The organism is Virgibacillus sp. CM-4 (assembly GCF_000445495.1).
GTDB lineage: Bacteria > Bacillota > Bacilli > Bacillales > Amphibacillaceae > Virgibacillus > Virgibacillus salexigens.
In genome coordinates, this window is record NZ_AUQA01000006.1 from 433,057 (window position 1) to 454,858 (window position 21,802).

The 21,802-nt window shown below is 35.3% G+C and carries 25 protein-coding genes; all 25 read left to right on the plus strand.

The window, feature by feature from the left end; all coding sequences use genetic code 11:
• Positions 1–5 precede the first annotated feature (5 nt).
• The 25 genes from M948_RS35430 (at position 6) to M948_RS35550 (ending at position 21,732) form a co-directional block, all read left to right on the plus strand.
• The gene (locus M948_RS35430) at positions 6–971 is read left to right on the plus strand and encodes a YpdA family putative bacillithiol disulfide reductase (protein ID WP_021291240.1); all 966 of its coding nucleotides are present in this window, start codon (positions 6–8) and stop codon (positions 969–971) included.
• Positions 972–1,121: 150 nt separating this feature from the next.
• Positions 1,122–2,108: an asparaginase gene (locus tag M948_RS35435; RefSeq protein WP_021291241.1), complete on the plus strand. Its 987-nt coding sequence runs from the start codon at positions 1,122–1,124 to the stop codon at positions 2,106–2,108.
• A gap of 99 nt (positions 2,109–2,207) precedes the next feature.
• Positions 2,208–2,885 (plus strand): glutamic-type intramembrane protease PrsW, encoded by a 678-nt coding sequence (gene prsW, locus M948_RS35440; protein WP_021291242.1) that lies wholly within the window; start codon positions 2,208–2,210, stop codon positions 2,883–2,885.
• A 163-nt stretch (positions 2,886–3,048) separates the two neighbouring features.
• Entirely contained in the window at positions 3,049–3,864 is an 816-nt protein-coding gene (gene sleB, locus M948_RS35445) for a spore cortex-lytic enzyme (RefSeq protein ID WP_021291243.1), read from the plus strand.
• A 15-nt stretch (positions 3,865–3,879) separates the two neighbouring features.
• A complete protein-coding gene (gene ypeB, locus M948_RS35450; RefSeq protein ID WP_021291244.1) occupies positions 3,880–5,223 on the plus strand; it encodes a germination protein YpeB in 1,344 nt (447 codons plus the stop codon).
• A 212-nt stretch (positions 5,224–5,435) separates the two neighbouring features.
• Positions 5,436–6,086, plus strand: a complete 651-nt coding sequence (locus M948_RS35455) for a flagellar brake protein (RefSeq protein WP_021291245.1) — start codon at positions 5,436–5,438, stop codon at positions 6,084–6,086.
• A gap of 151 nt (positions 6,087–6,237) precedes the next feature.
• Positions 6,238–6,930: a (d)CMP kinase gene (gene cmk, locus M948_RS35460; RefSeq protein ID WP_021291246.1), complete on the plus strand. Its 693-nt coding sequence runs from the start codon at positions 6,238–6,240 to the stop codon at positions 6,928–6,930.
• Between the two features lie 12 nt (positions 6,931–6,942).
• On the plus strand, positions 6,943–7,524 hold the full coding sequence (locus M948_RS35465) for a lysophospholipid acyltransferase family protein (RefSeq protein WP_021291247.1): 582 nt from the start codon (positions 6,943–6,945) through the stop codon (positions 7,522–7,524).
• Positions 7,525–7,684: 160 nt separating this feature from the next.
• Positions 7,685–8,815: a 30S ribosomal protein S1 gene (gene rpsA / locus M948_RS35470; protein WP_021291248.1), complete on the plus strand. Its 1,131-nt coding sequence runs from the start codon at positions 7,685–7,687 to the stop codon at positions 8,813–8,815.
• Positions 8,816–8,902: 87 nt separating this feature from the next.
• Positions 8,903–9,484, plus strand: coding sequence for a YphA family membrane protein (locus tag M948_RS35475; protein ID WP_021291249.1), 582 nt, complete (start codon positions 8,903–8,905; stop codon positions 9,482–9,484).
• Between the two features lie 9 nt (positions 9,485–9,493).
• Complete coding sequence (locus M948_RS35480) at positions 9,494–10,387, plus strand: YIEGIA family protein (protein ID WP_021291250.1); 894 nt, start codon at positions 9,494–9,496, stop codon at positions 10,385–10,387.
• Positions 10,388–10,573, plus strand: coding sequence for a capping complex subunit for YIEGIA (locus M948_RS35485; protein WP_021291251.1), 186 nt, complete (start codon positions 10,388–10,390; stop codon positions 10,571–10,573). It begins immediately after the preceding gene.
• 152 nt (positions 10,574–10,725) lie between these two features.
• The gene (der, locus tag M948_RS35490; protein WP_021291252.1) at positions 10,726–12,036 is read left to right on the plus strand and encodes a ribosome biogenesis GTPase Der; all 1,311 of its coding nucleotides are present in this window, start codon (positions 10,726–10,728) and stop codon (positions 12,034–12,036) included.
• Between the two features lie 13 nt (positions 12,037–12,049).
• Positions 12,050–13,087, plus strand: a complete 1,038-nt coding sequence (locus tag M948_RS35495) for an NAD(P)H-dependent glycerol-3-phosphate dehydrogenase (RefSeq protein WP_021291253.1) — start codon at positions 12,050–12,052, stop codon at positions 13,085–13,087.
• Positions 13,088–13,148: 61 nt separating this feature from the next.
• Positions 13,149–13,409, plus strand: coding sequence for a stage VI sporulation protein F (locus tag M948_RS35500; protein ID WP_021291254.1), 261 nt, complete (start codon positions 13,149–13,151; stop codon positions 13,407–13,409).
• A 256-nt stretch (positions 13,410–13,665) separates the two neighbouring features.
• A complete protein-coding gene (locus tag M948_RS35505; protein ID WP_021291255.1) occupies positions 13,666–13,863 on the plus strand; it encodes a DUF2768 domain-containing protein in 198 nt (65 codons plus the stop codon).
• 17 nt (positions 13,864–13,880) lie between these two features.
• A complete protein-coding gene (locus tag M948_RS35510; RefSeq protein WP_021291256.1) occupies positions 13,881–14,609 on the plus strand; it encodes a hypothetical protein in 729 nt (242 codons plus the stop codon).
• A gap of 305 nt (positions 14,610–14,914) precedes the next feature.
• Positions 14,915–16,393 (plus strand): stage IV sporulation protein A, encoded by a 1,479-nt coding sequence (spoIVA, locus tag M948_RS35515; RefSeq protein ID WP_021291257.1) that lies wholly within the window; start codon positions 14,915–14,917, stop codon positions 16,391–16,393.
• 678 nt (positions 16,394–17,071) lie between these two features.
• On the plus strand, positions 17,072–17,344 hold the full coding sequence (locus M948_RS35520) for an HU family DNA-binding protein (protein ID WP_021291258.1): 273 nt from the start codon (positions 17,072–17,074) through the stop codon (positions 17,342–17,344).
• A 126-nt stretch (positions 17,345–17,470) separates the two neighbouring features.
• Positions 17,471–17,701: a trp RNA-binding attenuation protein MtrB gene (mtrB, locus tag M948_RS35525; protein WP_021291259.1), complete on the plus strand. Its 231-nt coding sequence runs from the start codon at positions 17,471–17,473 to the stop codon at positions 17,699–17,701.
• A 120-nt stretch (positions 17,702–17,821) separates the two neighbouring features.
• A complete protein-coding gene (locus tag M948_RS35530) occupies positions 17,822–18,601 on the plus strand; it encodes a heptaprenyl diphosphate synthase component 1 (protein ID WP_021291260.1) in 780 nt (259 codons plus the stop codon).
• A gap of 4 nt (positions 18,602–18,605) precedes the next feature.
• Positions 18,606–19,325, plus strand: a complete 720-nt coding sequence (gene menG / locus M948_RS35535) for a demethylmenaquinone methyltransferase (protein ID WP_021291261.1) — start codon at positions 18,606–18,608, stop codon at positions 19,323–19,325.
• Between the two features lie 21 nt (positions 19,326–19,346).
• Positions 19,347–20,318 carry a heptaprenyl diphosphate synthase component II gene (gene hepT / locus M948_RS35540; RefSeq protein ID WP_021291262.1) on the plus strand — a complete coding sequence of 324 codons (972 nt, stop codon included), beginning with the start codon at positions 19,347–19,349 and terminating at the stop codon, positions 20,316–20,318.
• Between the two features lie 86 nt (positions 20,319–20,404).
• A complete protein-coding gene (ndk, locus tag M948_RS35545; RefSeq protein ID WP_021291263.1) occupies positions 20,405–20,851 on the plus strand; it encodes a nucleoside-diphosphate kinase in 447 nt (148 codons plus the stop codon).
• 86 nt (positions 20,852–20,937) lie between these two features.
• Complete coding sequence (locus M948_RS35550) at positions 20,938–21,732, plus strand: CheR family methyltransferase (protein WP_031335525.1); 795 nt, start codon at positions 20,938–20,940, stop codon at positions 21,730–21,732.
• The last annotated feature ends 70 nt before the right edge of the window (positions 21,733–21,802 follow it).

Genomic DNA, 21,802 nt, shown 5'->3' on the forward strand with positions numbered 1-21,802 from the left:
GAAGCATGCAAGCAGAAAAAATAATCGTGGTTGGTGCAGGACCTTGTGGAATGTCTTGCGCAATCGAACTTCAAAAAAATGGATATAACCCTTTGCTTATTGAAAAAGAAAATATTGTTAATGCCATTTATAATTTTCCAACACACCAAACATTTTTTAGCTCTAGCGAAAAATTGGAGATTGGGGATGTAGCATTTATTACGGAAAAACATAAACCAGTTCGTAATCAGGCACTTGCTTACTATCGTTCGGTGGCAGAACGAAAACAGTTACGTATTCATACTTTTGAAGAAGTCACAGGTGTTCAGAAAGATGAAAAACAATTTTATGTTACTACAAATAAACAAACCTATACGGCTGCACAGGTGATTATTGCTACAGGATATTATGGTCAACCTAATATGATGAATATCCCCGGCGAAACATTGGAAAAAGTGATGCATTATTTTAAAGAAGGGCATCCTTATTTCCGAAAAGATGTTGTCGTTATTGGCGGCAAGAATTCAGCGGTAGATGCTGCACTTGAGCTTCACAAAGCAGGAGCAAACGTTACAGTAATTTATCGTGGGAGTGAATATTCGAAAAGCATCAAACCGTGGATTCTTCCTGAATTTGATTCTCTTGTTCGTAAAGAAAAGATTAAAATGCTGTTTGATGCGACCGTTTGCGAAATAACAGATAATAAGGTAATTTATCAGCAAAACAATCAGAAACAATCACTTCATAACGACTATGTGTTTGCCATGACAGGATATCACCCTGACTTATCCTTACTATCTTTTATGGGCGTTAAAATTGATGAAGCATCAGGCCAGCCATATTTTAATGAGGTAACTTATGAAACAAATGTTCCTGGTATATATATTGCGGGCGTTGTAGCTGCAGGATACAATAATAATAAAATATTTATTGAAAATGGAAGGTTTCATGGGGAAGCCATTGCGAATTCGATAAGAAAAAAAGGATGGTAGTGTTTGCTATCATCCTTTTTTTTATCGTCCTGTTTCTTCTAGACTTTCTCTATCACATTGACGAATTCTGTCAAAACAAATATGCTATTGTTGTATATGTTTCTGCATAGAATGGAACAAAAAATTTTAGTTAAAAAGTAGGTATTTCTAATGGAGAAAAAAAAAGTCGTTTTGATTGCTACTGGAGGCACCATCGCAAGTAGAAAAAGAGCTGACAGTGGCCTTTTAGAATCAGGTGTCATCAGTGGAGAAGAAATTGTGGAGTTATGTGACATACCAGGTTACATTGATGTTGAAGTGGAATCATTATTCCAAAAGGCTAGTATGCATATTCTCTTTGAAGATCTATTGGAGTTAAAGAATAGAATTGATTATCAATTAGCTAAAGATGATGTATCAGGAGTAGTGGTCACTCAGGGAACAGATACATTGGAAGAATCTTCATATTTCATTAATTTGATTACAAATCATAAAAAACCAATTGTATTTACTGGATCACAACGCTCACCTGGTGAAGTTGGCACAGATGCTTTTATTAATATAAAGCATGCTATTTTAACTTCTTGTAGTGAAGACTTGAATGATGTTGGAGTAGTGGTAGTATTTAATGAGCGAATCTTTCATTCAAGATATGTAAAGAAAGAACATGCCTCAAATATTCAAGGATTTAATTCGTTTGGCTTTGGATATCTAGGTATTATTGACAATGAAACCGTACATATGTTTCAAAAACCTTTAGAGAATGAATTCTATCCTATATCTATTTCAACTGCATTGCCTACGATCGATATCATTAAATGTTATATGGGAGCAAACGATAGATTTCTTAAAGCATCGAGGGAAGCCGGTGTTGATGGAATTATTTTAGAGGGAGTAGGAAGAGGTCAGGTTACACCGAATATGATGGCCGAAATAGCGCATTGCATTCAAAAAGGAATATACGTTGTGATTACAACCTCTGCTGTTGAAGGTGAAGTATATACAACCTATGATTATGAAGGCAGTACATTTGACTTAAAAAAAGCTGGGGTTATTTTAGGTAGAGATTATGACAGTAAAAAAGCAAGAATTAGACTAATGGTTGGAATAGCCAGTAAGCACATGAATATGGAGCGTCTGTTTAATCCAGACAGATAATAGCACGTAAGTTAATTAAAATCTGCTTGATTTGCTATTTTCAGAAGGTAGTACTTAATGGTACGATAATGGTATTGGATGTGAAAGAGGTTAAAGGCCATGTTTGCTATTTTCTCTGCTGGTATAGCACCAGCTTTAGCTTTAATGTCATTTTTCTATTTAAAGGATCGCTTTTCAGAGCCATTACCATTAATAATTAGGACATTCGTTCTTGGAATGTTGCTTGTTTTTCCTATTATGTTTATCCAATATGTGATACAGTCTGAAGAAATCATTACGAATAATTTCTTGGAATCTTTTTTAATTGTAGGTTTCTTAGAAGAGTTCTTTAAGTGGTTTATTTTCATGTATACCATATATCATCATTCAGAATTTGATGCTCATTACGATGGAATTGTTTACGCGGTAGCAATTAGCTTAGGATTTGCTACACTTGAAAATATATTGTATCTATTTACAAATGGAATTAGTTATGCATTCACGCGAGCTTTATTTCCAGTATCTTCTCATGCTCTATTCGGAGTAATAATGGGCTATTATTTTGGTAAAGCAAAAATGAACCCTGATAACCGGAGAAAGAATGTTTGTTATGCGTTTTTCTTCCCTTATGTTTTACACGGAATCTATAATTATATACTCATACAGGTATCAAGTTATTGGGCTATTATACTCATACCGTTTATGATTGGGTTATGGATTATCGGGTTGCGTAGAGTTAAAATAGCCAATGAATCAACGTACCATTTGATTATGGCTAAGACAAAAAAAGAAGGATAAAAAACCCTTGTACTGTTGTACAGGGGTTTTTTATTACGTAAAAGCTTTTAAGATAATATGATTTTCCAATTATAGCTAAATCCTTCTATATCTATTTATGAATAAAAACAAGATTTAATCAAAAAATAGGTATCATAATACATGTATGGCAGGAGGAAAACGTATGACCAATAAAAAACTACCGGTTTCACTTTTAATTATGAGTTTTTTATTTATTGGGTTTCATATTGCTCAACCACCAAAAACGGTTCATGCATTTAGTTCCCAAGTAATACAACAAGGTGCTGTCGGTGATGATGTAATTGAGCTTCAAGCGAGACTCCAATATATAGGATTTTATAATGGGAAAATAGATGGTGTATTTGGATGGGGCACCTATTGGGCTTTACGTAATTTTCAATATGAATTTGGTTTGGAAATCGATGGTCTGGCTGGTGCAACTACAAAGCAAAAGTTAACACAAGCCACTGAATATAACGAACAATATGTTAAAAATCAAATTAATCAAGGCAAAGATTTTACTCATTATGGTGGTACAGAGGGTACAGGTGGTACGAACCAATCTGGTGGTAATAATACTGGAAATACGGAGAGCAATACCGCAGTTAATGTCCCTCAAGGTTACTCACAAAATGATATCCAATTAATGGCAAATGCTGTTTACGGTGAAGCTCGTGGGGAACCGTATGTAGGGCAAGTAGCAGTAGCTGCAGTTATTCTTAATCGTGTAGAAAGTTCAACATTTCCAAATACGGTATCCGGAGTTATCTTTGAGCCTCGTGCATTTACAGCTGTTGCCGATGGGCAAATCTGGTTAACACCAAATGAAACTGCAAAAGAAGCAGTATTAGATGCGATAAATGGTTGGGATCCTTCGGGAAATGCACAGTATTATTTCAACCCCGATACTGCAACTTCTGCTTGGATTTGGTCTAGACCGCAAATTAAAAAGATAGGGAAACACATATTTTGTAAATAGAAAGGTGTGAAAATAATGATTCGCTGGATACTTATAGCTGTTTTATCTATTGGAATTGCAGGTACAGCATTTTGGGGTTATCAGGAACATCAAGAAAAAAACGCAGTACTGATCCAAGCGGAAAATACGTATCAACGTGCTTTCCATGAGCTTACGTATCATGTTGATTTATTAAATGACAAAATTGGGTCTGCTTTAGCTATGAATTCGGAACAACGCTTATCTCCACAATTGGTTGAGATTTGGCGTATTACTTCAGAAGCGTTATCAGATGTAAGTCAATTACCCTTAGGTCTATTACCATTTAATAAAACCGAGGAATTTCTTTCTGAAATTGGTGATTTCACCTATCGAACTGCAGTGAGAAATTTAGAATCTGAGCCGTTATCTGATGAAGAAACCAAATCGTTAGAGAATTTGTACAAACAATCCGGTGATATCAAAGACGAATTAAGACAAGTTCAGCATGTTGCGCTAGATAATAATCTACGTTGGATGGATGTACAACTAGCAATGGCAAATGAAGATGAACAATTAGATAATACAATCATTGATGGATTAAAAACGATCGAAAAAACGGTAGAAGGTTTCTCTGAAGGGAATGGCGATTCTTCTATATCGAATACAACAGTAAAAGAGCATGAGTATAAGTACCTAAATGGGGAAAAAATTAGTGAAGATGAAGCCCTGGCAAAAGCGCAGAAGTTATTCAATGTCAAGAATAGAGACAAGCTGAATATTAGCACAAGTGGTAAAGGTGCAGACGTACCTTTATATAGTATTTCTTACCGTAACGATAAGAAAAGTGCCTATATGGATCTTTCACAAAAAGGAGGGCACCCAATTACGTTATTGGTAGACCGTCCGGTGGGAAAGAAACAAATTAGTTTAAATGCTGGTATGGAAAAAGCAAAAAAATATTTGGAGCAATTCAATTTTGAAAATATGACGGTATTTCAAAGTAATCAGTTTGATAATATTGGCGCATATTCGTTCTTGTATTCGAAAGATGGGGTACGATACTACTCAGATGCAATGGAAGTAAAAGTTGCATTAGATAATGGCGACGTATTAGGGTTAACGGCAAATGATTACTTTATGAACCATAGCGAAAGAGAGGCACCAGAGCCAGAAATAAGTGAAGAAGAGGCAAAAAAAATGGTGAATCCTAATGTTGAGATTCAAGAACAGTTTCTTGCTGTTATTGACAATGACTTAGGTGAAGAAGTCCTTACCTATGAGTTCCTTGGAACATTGGGGAATGAAACATATCGCATATTTATAAATGCAAAAGATGGTAGAGAAGAACGTGTTGAAAAATTAAGCGGTTCGGAAATTAATTATGCAAGTGCAACATAACAGGAGAGAGTCACTTCTTTATATTGCTCGATAAAGTCACCCATGTGTGGCTTTATCGAGACAAGTGCTTTAAGTGGATAATAACGATAATAATTTAATGCTGAAAAAGGAAGACATACATCTGTCTTCCTTTTTTCGAATTTTTCTGTAATAATAGGTATATTGAATTACTTTTAGTTGATATTAAAAACCATATAGGGGGAGACAAATAGATGAAAATAGGGACATTACTTAATATAGAGCTTCGGAAATCCGGTGAATTTTATACAGAAAAGTTCCGCAGTAGAGTTATCGAACAAAATGAAACATTTTTATTTATCGATTATCCCATAGATATAAAGACACATAAAACTTCTTTCTTCCCTAAAGGGACATCGTTTTTAATAACCTACGTAGATGAGAACGAAAACATATATAGCTTTCTTTCAAAACTGGTTGCGAAAGTGAAATTAAATGTTCCTGCACTAGCAATTGAATTACCATCTGATTTACAGCGTATACAGCGCAGGGAATTTGTTCGAGTGGATACTGCTATTGACGTGGCTGTTCATCCTCTGGATGATCGTCTTCAGCCCTTTACTACGGTTACACGGAATATAAGTGGAGGCGGTATCTCTGTGATTATTCCGAAAGACGTGGATTTAAAAGAGAATAACGTAGAAATCTTTTTATCATTACCTTTAAAGAATCATGGGTTTGCCTATCTGAAAGCAATTGCTGAGGTTGTTATTCTTGAAGAAAAGAAACATAAAAACCCTACTGCTGCTATGAAATTTCTAAACATTGCTAAGCAAGATCAGCAAATGATTATTCGTTATTGCTTTGAAAAGCAGAGGGAAGCACGTAAAAAGGAATTATCATAAAATAAAGTCAACGGGCGTTTTGTTGGAATAGACCATTTTTTATAGAATATGTTATTATTTATTATAGGTTTATTTTATCAAAACTTGGCTATGCCAAGTTTTTTCAATGGCCAAACTGAACTTTACGTATTGAGAGGAATGGAAATTATTCATGAAAAACTATACTGTAACAATTGCAATTGATGGGCCAGCGGCTGCAGGGAAAAGTACTGTTGCCAAGATAGTAGCAGAGAAACTCTCGTGTGTTTATATAGATACTGGAGCCATGTATCGTGCCCTAACATTAAAAGCAATCAATAATTCCATTAATGTAAATGATGAAAATGCGTTAGTAGGGTTATTATCTAATACGATAATCGAGTTACAACAAAGCGATAAAGGGCAGCTTGTTTTATTGGATAATCAAGATGTAACGGCTGCTATTCGTTCCATCGAAGTTACCAACAATGTTTCTTTTGTTGCCCAACATCCAGCTATCCGAAAAGAGATGGTAAAACGCCAACAGAACTTGGCAAACAAACGAGATGTAGTGATGGATGGTAGAGACATTGGTACCCATGTATTACCAAATGCAGAAGTAAAGATATTTTTAATTGCTTCGGTCGATGAAAGAGCGAAACGAAGGTATGAGGAAAACATAAATAATGGTATTTCATCTGATTTAAATGAATTAAAACGGGAAATAGAACAAAGAGATAAAATTGATTCTAAGCGAGAAGCATCCCCTCTAGTAAAAGCGAGTGATGCGATAGAAATTGATACAACTTCGTTATCGATTCAGGAAGTAGCTCAACGAATATTTAATGAAGCAGCAAAAATCAAAAAGAATAAAACGGAACGCTAAAGGGGATAGCTAATGAATCTTTATAAAATCGCTAAATCTGTGGTTGCATTGATTTTCTATCCTTTATATCGTATAAAAGTAATTGGAAAAGAAAATGTACCGAATAAGGGACCAGTTATTATTTGTTCTAATCATATTTCAAATTTGGATCCTCCTGTGGTTGGGATTACCTCTCCCAGAGATATCTCTTTTATGGCAAAAGATGAGTTATTTGAAAAACCATTTATTGGATGGTTATTATCCAATATTCAAGCTTTTCCAGTTAAGCGAGGCATGAGTGACCGTAATGCTTTAAGAAAAGGCTTAGCTACGTTAAAAGATGGGCATACCCTCGGTCTATTTCCAGAAGGGACGAGAAGTAAAACAGGAGAGTTAGGAGAACCCCTTTCTGGAGCTGGTTTTTTTGCACTAAGATCAGATGCGGTTATCGTACCTTGCGCAATCATAGGAACATACCAACCGCTTAAACAATTGAAAGTAGTATACGGTCAACCGATTCCTATGGAAGAATTAAGAACATCAAAAGCAACTGCTAAAGAAACAGCAGATGTTATTATGAGCGAAATTAAAAAATTAATTGATTTCAATAAATGAAACTACTTTACTTGACAAATATTTATAATTATTAGAAGTTATAAAAAAGGAATATTTTTTATTATTATTCTGTTAGTATTAGGGTTAATGAAAGAATCTTAAGTAACAATAGAGAGAAAGTTATTTGGGGTTTCGAATTGTATTTAGGAGGGCTATCGATATGAGTGAAGCAAAAAAAGAACTAACCAATGTGAATGTAGGCGATACACTAACTGGAACCGTGGTTAAAGTAGACGATAAACAGGTTCTTGTAGATATTGGTTATAAAACAGAAGGTATTCTACCAATAGGAGAAATTTCTAACCTTCATATTGAAACAGCAGGTGATGCTGTAAGTGAAGGGGAGACATTAACGGTAAAAATTAAGAAAATAGATGAAGATGATGTTATTCTGTCTAAAAAAGCAGTTGATGCAGATGCAGCTTGGGAAGCACTTCAAGAAAAATACGATAAAGGAGAAGTGTTTGAAACAGAAGTAAAGGAAATAGTTAATGGTGGGTTAGTAGTTGATGTTGGCTTGAGGGGGTTTATTCCAGCATCATTAGTAGAAACTTACTACGTAGAAGACTTTACTGATTACAAAGGAAAAACACTTTCGGTTAAAATTGTAGATTTAGTTCGTGAACAAAATCGAGTTATTCTTTCTCACCGTGCTGTGGAAGAAGAAGAGCTAGTAGAAAAGAAAAAGACATTATTACAATCTCTTGAAGCAGGACAAGTAATTGAAGGAAAAGTACAGCGGATAACTGACTTCGGTGTATTTGTGGATATTGGAGGTGTAGATGGGCTTGTTCATATTTCTCAATTAGCACATGAACATGTTGATCATGCTTCTGAAATTGTCAAAGAAGGTGACCAAATAAAAGTGGAAGTGCTATCCGTTGATCAAGACAACGAACGTATATCCCTTTCTAGGAAAAATGTGATTCCGGGCCCTTGGTCCGGCATTGAAGAACGAATCACAAGCGGTGACGTAGTTGAAGGTACAGTAAAACGCCTTGTGAACTTTGGCGCCTTTGTAGAAATAGAACCTGGAGTAGAAGGTCTTGTTCATATTTCTCAAATTGCTACTAGACATATCGGAACACCACAAGAAATTCTAGAAGTTGGTCAATCAGTTAAAGTAAAAGTACTGGATGTAGATGAAAATGACGAGCGCATTTCATTAAGCATTCGGGAATTAGAACAGGAACAAGAAACGAAAGAATATAAACAGTATGAAAAAGATGAAGAACAATCTGGATTCCAATTAGGAGACTTTATTGGAGATAAACTAAATAAATATAAATAAAGATACGAAAGCATCCCATAGATAAGATGGGATGCTTTTTTGTATAAGAAGTTTATGAACCAGCTATAATGCTAATGGGTGGTAGTGATGAGCAGTGGATTATTATTCTATTGGTTCAGTTGGATGCTTTGGATTATAATCGTATTTATGATGAAAAAAAATCAAATGAGAAGTTATCTCTCCTTCGCTATATTAATTATTATCATTTCGGCTAATGTTATCCTTTCTTTTCAGATCTATACCGTTTCACTATCCTATTTGGGTTTAGTTATTACGGCTGTTTTATGGATGATACAGTTGCAGCATTCAGCTTACCTTTTATTTGCTTCATTCACCCTTTCTATTGGCTATGCAGGAATCCTCCTATGGGAAAAAAATGCGCCTGTATGGATAATTATGCCTCGCGTAATTCTTATTTCTTTTGCAATCATTCTCTTAATCGTATTATGTACGAAATACACGAAAGAACGATTTGCTATTTGTTTGACGGGACTGACATTCGGTGAGCTAATGTACAGCCTTACGATGTCAAGTTATGGATTTCCAGAAATAATTGGAGATTTACAATTCTTTGATATTCTACTTTTTGTTATAGTAATAATCTTAATTCTAGACATACTACAAAGAGGGAGGAACAAATGGATATATTATAAAAAAAGCATGCATTGAGGTGACAGCATGAATGAATATACGTTACCAATTTTATTTGGAGTTATTATCGGGACAGTCGTACGTATTTTAATGTTACGAACAGATTATAGACAATACCCTACATATTTACATGGTAAAGTAATACATGTTTCTTTAGGTTTTATCGCTGCATCTCTAGGTTCTGTAGCTATTCCTGCAATTATGGAATTAGAATTTACCGCTGTAACTTTTTTAACTGTTGCCGCAACACAATTTAGAGAAGTTCGAAATATGGAACGTAATACGTTAACAGAAGTAGATGGTTTTGAATTAGTGCCTCGAGGAAAAACATATATAGAAGGTATTGCCATTTCCTTTGAAAGTAGGAACTATTTAGTTATATTTACTTCCTTTATTGGTACACTCGTATTTATCGTTTTCAATATTTATTTAGCAATACTTGCAGCAGTTGTATGTTTCATGATTTCTAAAGTTTTAATGAGTGGGAAAACAATGAAAGATATAGTTGAAATTGATCATCATGATCTTCATTTTGAAGGTGCAGGATTATATGTAGATAATATATACATCATGAATATTGGGTTACCTGAACGACAAGAAGAAATATTAAAATATGGTATGGGGTTTGTTCTAACGCCTAAAAATATGAATGTAATTACAACAATTGCTAATCTTGGTCAACGTCAAGCAGTTCTACATGATGTATCCGTTACACTAGGAGTATTTAGAGATTCTGGTACACCAGCCCTAACTCCGTTAATTAAACGCGACCTAGATGATGGCCGAATTGGAATTTTTATCTTACCACAGATTCGAGAGGTAACAAAAGCAAAAAAGGTGATTGGCGCAGTTCCTGTCTTAGAAAATGCCATCCGTATGCCTTCAGAATCAGGGTTTACAAATAAAAGGGGGCAGTACTAAATGAAAATTGAAAAGGCAATACTTGCAGTCATAACCACCAATAAGGCAAACATCGATGGCGGTGCTCCCATTTTTATTTGCGAAAATAGACAACAAGCAGAGGAAATCTCCGCAAACCTTGAAGCAATTACGGATGGTATAGCACATGAGCTTAGTGATGAATTATTTATCATTGTGAAACATTAACTCGTCTTGCAAATTTAATTGTGAATATGAACTAGTTTTGCTATTATAGAGGTTGTTCAAATAATCGGTAATTGTTTGTTTGAACCACTGAATAAGCTGTTTTAAACATATTTACTTTTAAATTGAATGTAAAGAGAAAGGATGTTCCTTTCATGAGGAAATCTGTTGTAGCAATTGTAGGTAGACCAAATGTAGGAAAATCAACTATTTTTAATAGATTAGTTGGCGAACGGATCTCGATCGTTGAAGATATTCCGGGCGTAACCAGAGATCGTATCTATGCACAAGCAGAATGGTTAACAACAAATTTTAATGTGATTGATACTGGTGGAATTGAGTTAGGAGACGAACCGCTTTTAGTGCAAATGCGTTATCAGGCAGAAATTGCCATTGATGAAGCCGATGTCATTATTTTCCTGGTAAATGGTCGGGAAGGAATAACTGGAGCGGATGAAGAAGTAGCTAAATTGCTATACAAATCAAATAAGCCAGTTGTATTAGGTGTTAATAAAATGGATAATCCGGAAATGCGGGAAACGATTTACGAATATTATTCATTAGGTTTCGGTGAACCATACCCTATTTCTGGATCACATGGACTTGGTCTAGGTGACTTGTTAGATGCTGTCGTTGATTATTTTCCCAAACAAGAATTGAATAATGAGGACGACGATACCATCTATTTTAGTTTAATTGGGCGACCGAATGTCGGCAAATCTTCATTAGTAAATGCAATGCTAAATGAAGAACGTGTGATCGTAAGTGAAATAGAAGGCACAACTCGTGATGCCATTGATACAAAGCTTCATAAGGATAATCAGGATTATGTTATCATTGATACTGCGGGAATGCGTAAACGTGGAAAAGTTTATGAAGCGACAGAAAAATATAGTGTTCTACGAGCACTAAAAGCAGTCGAACGCTCCGATGTTGTTTTGGTTTTAATTGATGCGGAAACAGGAATAAGAGAACAAGATAAGAAGATAGCTGGATACGCACATGACGCGGGACGAGCAATCGTAATTGTAGTTAACAAGTGGGACACAATAGATGCGAATGAAAAAAGCATGAAAGATTTTGAAAAGAACATTAGAGCACATTTTCAATATTTAGACTATGCTCCAATTGTATTTTTGTCTGCAAAAACCAAAAAAAGGTTGCACACATTGATCCCCGCTATTCAATTAGCTAGTGAGAATCATGCGAAGCGAATTCCAACGAATGTATTAAATGATGTCATTATGGATGCTATTGCAATGAATCCAACTCCTACATTGAAAGGAAAACGGTTAAAGGTTCTCTATTGTACACAAGTAGCTGTCAAACCACCAAGCTTTGTGGTGTTTGTAAACGATCCAGAACTCATGCACTTTTCTTATCAACGCTTTTTAGAAAATAAAATAAGAGAAGCATTTGGTTTTGTTGGTACACCAATAAAATTGTTTGCAAGAAAGCGACAATAAAGGAGGAGAAGACATGTCTAAAATAGCAGTATTAGGAGCAGGTAGTTGGGGAACTGCATTAAGTATTGTATTAGCAGATAATGGACATGATGTACGGTTGTGGACACATAGACAAGAACAGGCACAACAAATAAATGAAACGAGAAGAAATGAAAAATATTTGGATGTCGAAATCCCGTCACAAATAGATGCTTATAGTAACTTGAAAGATGCTTTATCCAATGTGTCAGCAGTTGTAATTGTGGTACCTACAAAAGCAATACGTGAGGTATGTCAACAACTTAATGAAGTAACCCAAGACGACAATGTCACAATTATTCATGCTACAAAAGGAATTGAACCACTATCGTTAAAGCGAGTTTCTCAAATGATTGGTGAGGAACTAGAAGGCTATCAAGAAGAAGATATCGTTGTTCTGTCTGGACCTAGTCATGCTGAGGAAGTCGCATTGCGTCAACCAACAACTGTTACTGTGTCTTCGATCAATCTTGAAAATGCTAAAATAGCTCAAGATTTATTTATTAATGAAGCTTTTCGCGTATATACTAGCCCAGATATATTAGGCATCGAGCTAGGTGGGGCCTTGAAGAACATTATTGCTTTAGGTGCAGGTATTTCTGATGGTCTCGGCTATGGAGATAATGCCAAAGCAGCATTACTCACTAGAGGTTTGGCAGAGATCGCAAGATTGGGCACGTCCCTCGGTGCAAATCCACTAAGCTTCTTAGGCTTACCTGGTGTTGGTGACCTAATTGTAACCTGTACAAGTGTACATAGTAGAAATTGGCGAGCAGGCAATTTACTAGGTAAAGGGCATAAATTAGATGATGTGCTTACAGAAATGGGAATGGTCGTTGAAGGAGTTAGAACAGTAAAAGCTGCATACCAGTTTGCCAAAGAACAACAAGTTGAAATGCCAATTACTACTGGGATTTATCAAGTTTTATTTGAAGATAAAGATCCAAAAGATATTGTTGAACAGCTCATGAATCGGACAAAACGAGAAGAGATGGATGATTTAGCTAAATTATTAATGGAGAGGTATTCCTGATAACACGTGCACCTCTTCCTGCATATAATGTGATGAGTTAACTTAGCAGGGAGGCGAGTACGTGAATAATTTTCAAAAAGGTCTTTTTGACAAAATACAACAAAAATCAAACATCAATGCAGATGACGTTTATAAAGTTGCAGACTCAGTAAAGCATGCTGATTTTTCTGATGAAAAAACAGTAAGAAAACTTGTACGTCATTTAAGTAAATTGGCTAGTAAACCAATATCTAAAGAAAAAGAAGACAAAATTGTTGAGTCAATTGTCAAAAACGATATGCCAATGGATATGAATTCGTTGAATAAAATATTTAAAAAATAAGCGTACTTGGGCAAGTGAGGATACAATCAACCGTATACTCGCATAAAATAAATCGCACAAGCATTCATGGATAGAGTTGCTGTGGATAATTATTTAGTCAAACCGAGATGGAGTAAGCCCCCTTCATCTCGGATTTTTATTTGCAATCTGCCTTGATACAAACTATTTCGAATTAATTCATTTTTAGACGAGAGGACAAGCCTTTATGTTATAATACATGATGCAATGAAAAGTTTGTCATACAGGAGTGAAGAGAATGTCACTATCCATGTTAAAAATGTATATTTCTTTTGCGGGGATGTTATTATTACTAATAGCCATGGGGTTGATTTTATTAGCTAGGTATAAACTTAATGGTTGGTTTGCGGGAATCGTGTCCATTTTAGCTTATCTATCATTAATTTCTGGTGGTTTAATTATTTTTTATATTGTGTTTAGTGGCCCAACAGGTTAAGTTAAGGAGGCTATCTTTTGAAGTATACATATTTAAATATAATGTTAGCGTTTGTATGTACAATGGTATTAAGTGGTTGCCTATACCCTCAAGATGAATTATCGAAAAATCAAGTACCAAATCAGGATCAATTGGAAACGGTTCAATCTGCAGTAGACCAATATAAAGAAAAAAATCAAGGATTGGTGCCAATTCGGACGAAACCAAGTGACACCCCTATTTTTCAAAAATACTTAATCGATTTTTCGAAGTTAAAAGAAGCGAATGTTTTAACAGAAATTCCAGGTAATGCTTACGAAAATGGCGGTGTATATCAATATACCTTAATCAATCCAGAGGAAAACCCGCAAGTTAAATTAATCGATTTACAAACAAGTGAAGCGATTCGAAGCGTCAATGTAAAACTAGACATGTATCGAAATGATCATATATATCCTCCATTTGGAGAAGAAATTAATCAAGGAATATATACGATCGATTATGAAAAGTTAGGAATGAAAAGTGCTCCTACAGTAAATAGTCCATATTCTAATCAGTCACTTCCTATTGTTATGGATGTTGATGGAAATCTCTATGTTGACTATCGAATTGATTTAAATAATGCGCTGTCTGACTATGAGCATCATTATCAGCCCGGAGATGATATTCGATATATACTAACAGATCATACACCATTTGTTCCGGTTTATTCGTTTCCTTATACGATAAAAGATGGTGAACCAGTATTTAATCCTGAAAATAAATAAAAATATATCATATTAAAACCCTTGTAACATATATTGTTTCAAGGGTTTATTTGCTTTTTCTTTTACGAACATATCAACAGCTATATCCATCGTTACCGTAGCCTATACGGTTTAGGGATGGAATTCGAAGGAACTAGTAATCCTTTTGTCAAACTACCATTGTAAATTGTCATCAAAATTATCTTTTTTAAATCTTTTACACATATTTAAGGCATATTTTGATAGGACAACATCATAGACTTGTAATGTCAATTATTCGTAGTTTGTTCGTAATGAAAAAAGAACGGAGATCGGGAGGGGATCTTTTGGAAAGAGTTGATATTTTTAAAGATATTTCGAAACGGACGAATGGAGATATTTATCTTGGTATTGTTGGAGCAGTTCGTACCGGAAAATCAACTTTCATAAAAAAATTTATGGAGTTGGTTGTGTTACCGAATATCGAAGAAGAAAGTGATCGAGCACGAGCACATGATGAATTACCGCAAAGCGCTGCAGGTAAGACCATTATGACAACGGAGCCTAAATTTGTACCTAATCAAGCAGTTACTGTCAATGTAGATGAGGGTCTCGATGTCAATATACGGTTAGTCGATTGTGTAGGATACGCAGTTGAAGGGGCAAAAGGGTTTGAGGATGAAAATGGTCCACGAATGATTCATACACCTTGGTATGAAGAGCCAATCCCTTTTCATGATGCAGCTGAAATCGGTACAAGAAAGGTAATACAAGAACATTCCACTATCGGTGTTGTAGTTACCTCAGATGGTTCTTTTGGCGAGATTGGAAGAGATGACTATATAGATGCAGAAGCTAGAGTGGTGGATGAACTGAAAGAAGTCGGAAAACCGTTTATCATGGTTGTCAATTCTGAAAGACCCAGTAGCCAAGAAACCGAGTTATTACGTCAAGATCTTTCTGAGAAATACGATATTCCAGTGCTTTCCATGAGTATTGAGTCCATGACAGAACATGATGTTAATAATGTGCTTAGAGAAGCATTATATGAATTTCCAGTATTAGAGGTAAATGTTAATCTTCCTAGTTGGGTAATGGTATTAAATGAAAATCATTGGTTACGAAAAAATTATCAAGAAGCTATTCAAGACACAGTAAAAAATATCAAACGATTAAGAGATGTTGATCAAATTGTAGGAGACTTTTCAGAGTTTGAATATATTGACCAAGCCAAGCTTGCTGGAATGGAGATGGGTGAAGGGGTCGCAGAAATCGATTTACACGCACCAGATCACCTATACGATGAAGTTTTAAAGGAAATTGTAGGAGAGGAAATTAGAGGCAAGGATCATTTATTGCAACTCATGCAAGATTTTGCGCATGCAAAACGTGAATATGATCAAGTGTCTGGAGCTCTTCAAATGGTCAAGCAGACAGGTTATGGAATCGCTGCACCTGCATTGGAGGATATGATTCTAGACGAACCTGAGATCATTAGGCAAGGATCAAGGTTTGGCGTAAGATTAAAGGCTGTAGCCCCTTCTATCCATATGGTTAAAGTAGAAGTGGAATCTGAATTCTCACCAATTATTGGAACAGAGAAGCAAAGTGAAGAGCTTGTTAGATACTTGATGCAAGACTTCGAAGAGGATCCATTGTCCATTTGGGAATCCGATATATTTGGACGATCATTAAGTTCGATTGTTAGGGAAGGAATTCAAGCTAAAATTGCATTAATGCCTGAAAATGCAAGATATAAATTAAAAGATACGCTGGAGCGGATCATTAATGAAGGATCTGGTGGTCTCATAGCAATTATTTTATAGCAGCTGATTATAAGCTGCTTTTTTATTTTCTAGAAGCATAAAACCTTTCAATCAATGCTGGATTGCGAATCAAGCAATGTAGCTTAACTGCTTCCGGTTTAAGTTCATCAGCGTCTAGTGAGGCTTCCTTAACTCCCGTGCGATAAAGAAAGACTAGTCGATCTTGAATATCCGAACATTCTTTTATTATCTCCCGCGGAAGTCATGATCAATGAAGTTCGCCATTGCGCTTTGTGTGGTAACGCTGATCCTAGTACAAGCCGAATTTAGTCGGCGTTTATGTAACGGTCGCCCCGATCCTTAATTCTTTACCAATAAAAAAGTTATGAAAATACCATTCTCCCAAAAAAAAATTGATATAACGGCAGGATATTTTTATAAGGTGTCGTATATCTTTAATAAAGCCGAAAAGTATTGCTGGCATTGACTTCAGCTTGCGCCTCTAATATTTGGTTAAATATGTAAATTTTACTTTAAAATCAAAGCAATTCATAAAGAAATAAGTAAAATTTGGGTGCTAACTGTTGAATTTTGCTGCAAACTCGGTTAATATAAGCCTTGTCACTAAATGAATTACGTGACATGAAGTATAAAAACTGGCAAAATGGTGAACAAATGATGATAGTTTCATTATTTGTTCCAATGTCGATTGATGATTAATGGGAGGAGGTGAATGTCATGAACAAAACAGATTTAGTGAATGCTGTAGCTGAGAAAAGTGAACTTTCAAAAAAGGACGCAACGAAAGCAGTTGATGCAGTTTTCGATTCTGTCATGGATTCACTACAAAAAGGTGAAAAAGTACAGTTAATCGGATTCGGTAACTTTGAAGTACGTGAGCGTTCAGCTCGTAAAGGTCGTAATCCTCAAACAGGAGAAGAGATCGAAATTCCAGCAAGCAAAGTTCCTGCATTTAAACCAGGAAAAGCCCTAAAAGACAGCGTAAAATAATATATTTTACATAGGGCCGGGAGGATACGCAACTAGCGTATCCTCTTTTTTAGTTTTGTGCGAAAAATTGACATTGGTTTGGAGATAATTCATTATTTATGTAGATATCGATTGAGGAGGGGTTAAATGGACAAAGCAACTATTCCATCAGACTTTTTTGTTATTAAGGCATTAGAAGATGGTGTTAATGTTATTGGTCTTACTAGAGGTAATGATACGAGATTCCATCATTCTGAAAAGCTTGATAAGGGCGAAATAATGATTGCACAATTTACGGAACACACTTCCGCAGTTAAAGTTCGAGGGAAAGCGTTGATCCAAACGAGTCATGGGGAAATAGAGAATGATGAAGTGTAGTTAGAAACAGGAATTATAATTTCTGCTTTTATCCAGAATGCTTGATTAACGAAGCTACATAAATTATGCTATAATAGCTAAAGCATGATTAGATTGGATGAAAGGGCTCAGGTGATTTCTTTGAATACTTCAGGTATGGACATTAGATACCTTAAACAACACATAGAAGATAAAATACAACATTCATTTTTAGAAAGATATATCAATAAGCCCGTCATCAATGAGGACAAACTGCGGTTATTAGTAGAAATAATTGCTAATACGAAATTACCTGATTATAAAAAAGAAAGGTATATCGTAACTACAATGCTCGTGCAGATTGCCCTAGATACACATGATTATGTTCCTAGCAATACAGATGAAAATGAGAATAAGGAAATAAAATTAAATAAACAGCTTCATGTCCTTGCTGGTGATTACTATAGTGGTCTTTACTATTTTTTATTATCGGAAATTGATGATTTTGATTTTATTCACCAATTAGCAACTGCGATAAAAGAGATCAATGAACAGAAAATGAAGCTTTATTATAATGAAGTATCCTCTTTTGAAGATTATTTGCAACTATTCCAGAGAATAGATGCTTTATTAATTATTCATGTGGCTTCCTACCTGCATGTTACGATACTTGGCAAAGTTGCAGAACAGTGGTTATTTGTAACAAAATTAAACGTAGAACGGCAGCGATTGACAGAAACAGGTTATCTCCTTATTTCGATTAACGGATTTGGAAATGAGTCAGCAACTGTGGTTAAGATAAGTCAGTTAAATACGCTTTTGAATAAAGCGATAAATCATTTAAAAGAAGATTTAAACAAGGTTAACAAAGATAAAACGGGCCTTATTCAATATATTCATCATCAGTTGCCAATAAATACATCTAATGTGGAAGAAGGGTAAGACAATGTCAGAACAATCGAAAGAAGAGCGTGTTCATCATGTGTTTGAAAAAGTCTATTCTAAATATGACTCTATGAATTCTATTATCTCTTTTAAACGTCATAAAGCATGGCGAAAAGATGTAATGAAACAGATGAATGTCCAAATCGGTTCAAACGCATTGGATGTATGTTGCGGCACTGGTGATTGGACTCTGTCCATTGCAGAACAAACCGGTAAATCTGGAGACGTAATTGGACTTGACTTTAGTAACAATATGCTTTCGGTAGCAGAGCAAAAGAGACAACAAGAAGGTATAAAGCAAGTAAGATTTATACAAGGAAATGCAATGGAACTTCCTTTTGAAGAAGGAACCTTTGATTATGTAACGATCGGTTTTGGTTTGCGTAACGTTCAAGATTATATGACGGTTATTAAGGAAATGTATCGGGTATTGAAACCGGGAGGTAAAGTTGTTTGTCTCGAAACATCGCAGCCAACATTACCAATATATCGGCAATTCTATTATTTTTATTTTGAGCATATTATGCCATTAATTGGAAAATTATTTGCCAAAAGCTATAAAGAGTATGCCTGGTTAAATGAATCAGCTAAGAATTTTCCTGATAAAAAAAGGTTGAAGCAAATGTTTTTGGAAGCTGGTTTTTCTAACGTCCAAGTCAAAAGTTATACAGGCGGAGTAGCTGCCATGCATATGGGTGTCAAAGGTAAGAGGCATGTTTAATAAGTTAAAAAGGTGACATACATGAAATTAGCTAAAGCTTATGGATATTTAAGAAAAGATTTAGAAGAAATAGAATCAAGTATTAATCAAATGATACAGGCAGATCATCCTGTCTTACGTGAAGCATCAACTGAACTACTTAAAGCCGGTGGTAAACGAATCCGTCCGGTTTTTGTCTTGTTATCTGGACAGATAGGTACGTATGATCTAGAGAGGTTAAAAATCGTAGCAGTAACATTAGAATTGATTCATACTGCAACCCTGGTACATGATGATGTAATTGATGATGCGGAAATCCGACGGGGAATGCCTACAGTTAGGCAATTGTATGGGAATCGGGTTGCCATGTACACCGGCGATTATATTTTAGCTCGAGCGCTTGAAGAAATTACACTTCTTCGTGATCCTAAGATCCATCGCCTACTCTCAAAAACAATTGTAGAAGTATGTAAAGGTGAGATAGAGCAAATTAAGGATAAGTTTGATTGGAATCAGGATTTACGAACTTATTTACGGCGAATTAAGCGTAAAACGGCGCTATTAATTGCTACCAGCTGTAAATTAGGAGCAATTGCTTCTGGTGTAAATGAAAAGGATGCGCATCGGCTTTATCAGTACGGATATAATATTGGCATGTCTTATCAAATCATCGATGATATTCTTGATTTTACTAGTTCTGAAAAAGAACTTGGCAAACCTGCTGGAAATGACTTATTACAAGGTAATTTAACACTTCCTGTTTTCATGGCAATGAAAGATGAATCACTTCGTAACAAAATCAAGAACTTATTTCATACAGATCAAACCGTCTCGGAAGCAGAAGTGAAAGTGATTGTTCAGGATATTAAAAATACAAGTGCAATCGAGGATTCCTATGCAATAAGTGAACGTTATCTCAATAAAGCCTTGCAGAAGTTAAATGAAATCCCAAATAGTCGTTCTAAAAACACCTTATTAGAAATTGGTAAGTATATCGGAAAAAGGCGTTCATAACTGTCTTGCCCCGTTGTAATTTTTACATAATTTTGATAGAATTTTATCGGTTAGATAAAATACATAATGATGAGGTGTGTTGAAACATGGAACAAACATTTTTAATGGTAAAACCAGACGGTGTACAACGTAATTTAATCGGTGAAATAGTTAAGCGTTTTGAGTCAAAAGGTTTTCAGCTTGTAGGGGCAAAACTAATGACAATAACGCCAGATCTCGCAGAACAGCACTATGCAGAGCATAAAGAACGGCCTTTTTTCGGTGAATTAGTGGAATTTATTACATCTGGTCCTGTTTTTGCAATGGCATGGGAAGGTGAGAATGTTATTGCAATCGCTCGTGAAATGATGGGGAAAACGAATCCGTCAGAGGCTTTGCCGGGAACAATTCGCGGAGATTACGGGATGACTGTTGGTAAAAATGTAATCCATGGCTCTGATTCTCCTGAAAGCGCAAACAGAGAGCTTGGACTATTTTTTAACAATGATGAATTGTCGAGTTATACGAAACAAGATACAGCATGGATCTATTAATGGGAAAGAACGCCTCCGTTTAAACGGGGGTTTTCATTTTATGTATGTTTGAAGATTATTTGGATGATGTGAAAGAGGCGGAACGGATGGAAAAAGATTATCATCTTTTTAAAGAAAATATAAAAAGAAAGCTAGATATTGATTTAGAATTATATAAAGAGTCCCAGATGAAACGAAGGTTAACTTCATTACGAAATAAATATGGGTATGCTTCTTTTGCCGAATATTATGAAGCATTGTGTAGAAATCAAGATTTGATGAGGCAATTCCTTGATCGTATGACGATAAATGTTTCTGAGTTTTATCGAAATCCAAAACGCTGGGAAGTGCTTCAAGAAAAAATACTACCTAGCTTAGTTAATAAGCAGTCTTTTACTATCTGGAGTGCCGCTTGCTCGACTGGGGAAGAACCGTATAGTATCGCAATGTTACTTGCGACTCACTATCCTAATGCAACGTACCAAATATTAGCTACAGACATTGATGAGACAGTTTTAGATAAGGCAAAGCAAGCTATCTATCAAAAAGCTGCTCTGAAAGACCTGCCCGAGGCATTTTTGTCTAACTATTTTACTGAACAAAATGATTTATTTTACCTTGATCAAACGATAAAGAAAAAAGTGTCGTTCAAAAAGCATAATTTACTTGCAGACAAATATCCAAATAATGTAGATTTAGTCATTTGTCGTAATGTCTTAATTTACTTTACTGATCAAGCAAAAGAAAGCATTTATCATAAATTCAGTAACACGCTTACAGAAAGCGGAGTGTTATTTGTAGGCAGCACAGAACAAATATTTAACCCGGAAAAGTATAACTTAAAATTAAAAGAAACATTTTTCTATCAAAAGGATCTTTCAAAACTCTTATCTCATCGATAGGAGTTTTTTACGTTGCTCATACACTATCCCGATAAATGCCAAGATTCTATGACAAATTATTTTTTTTCTG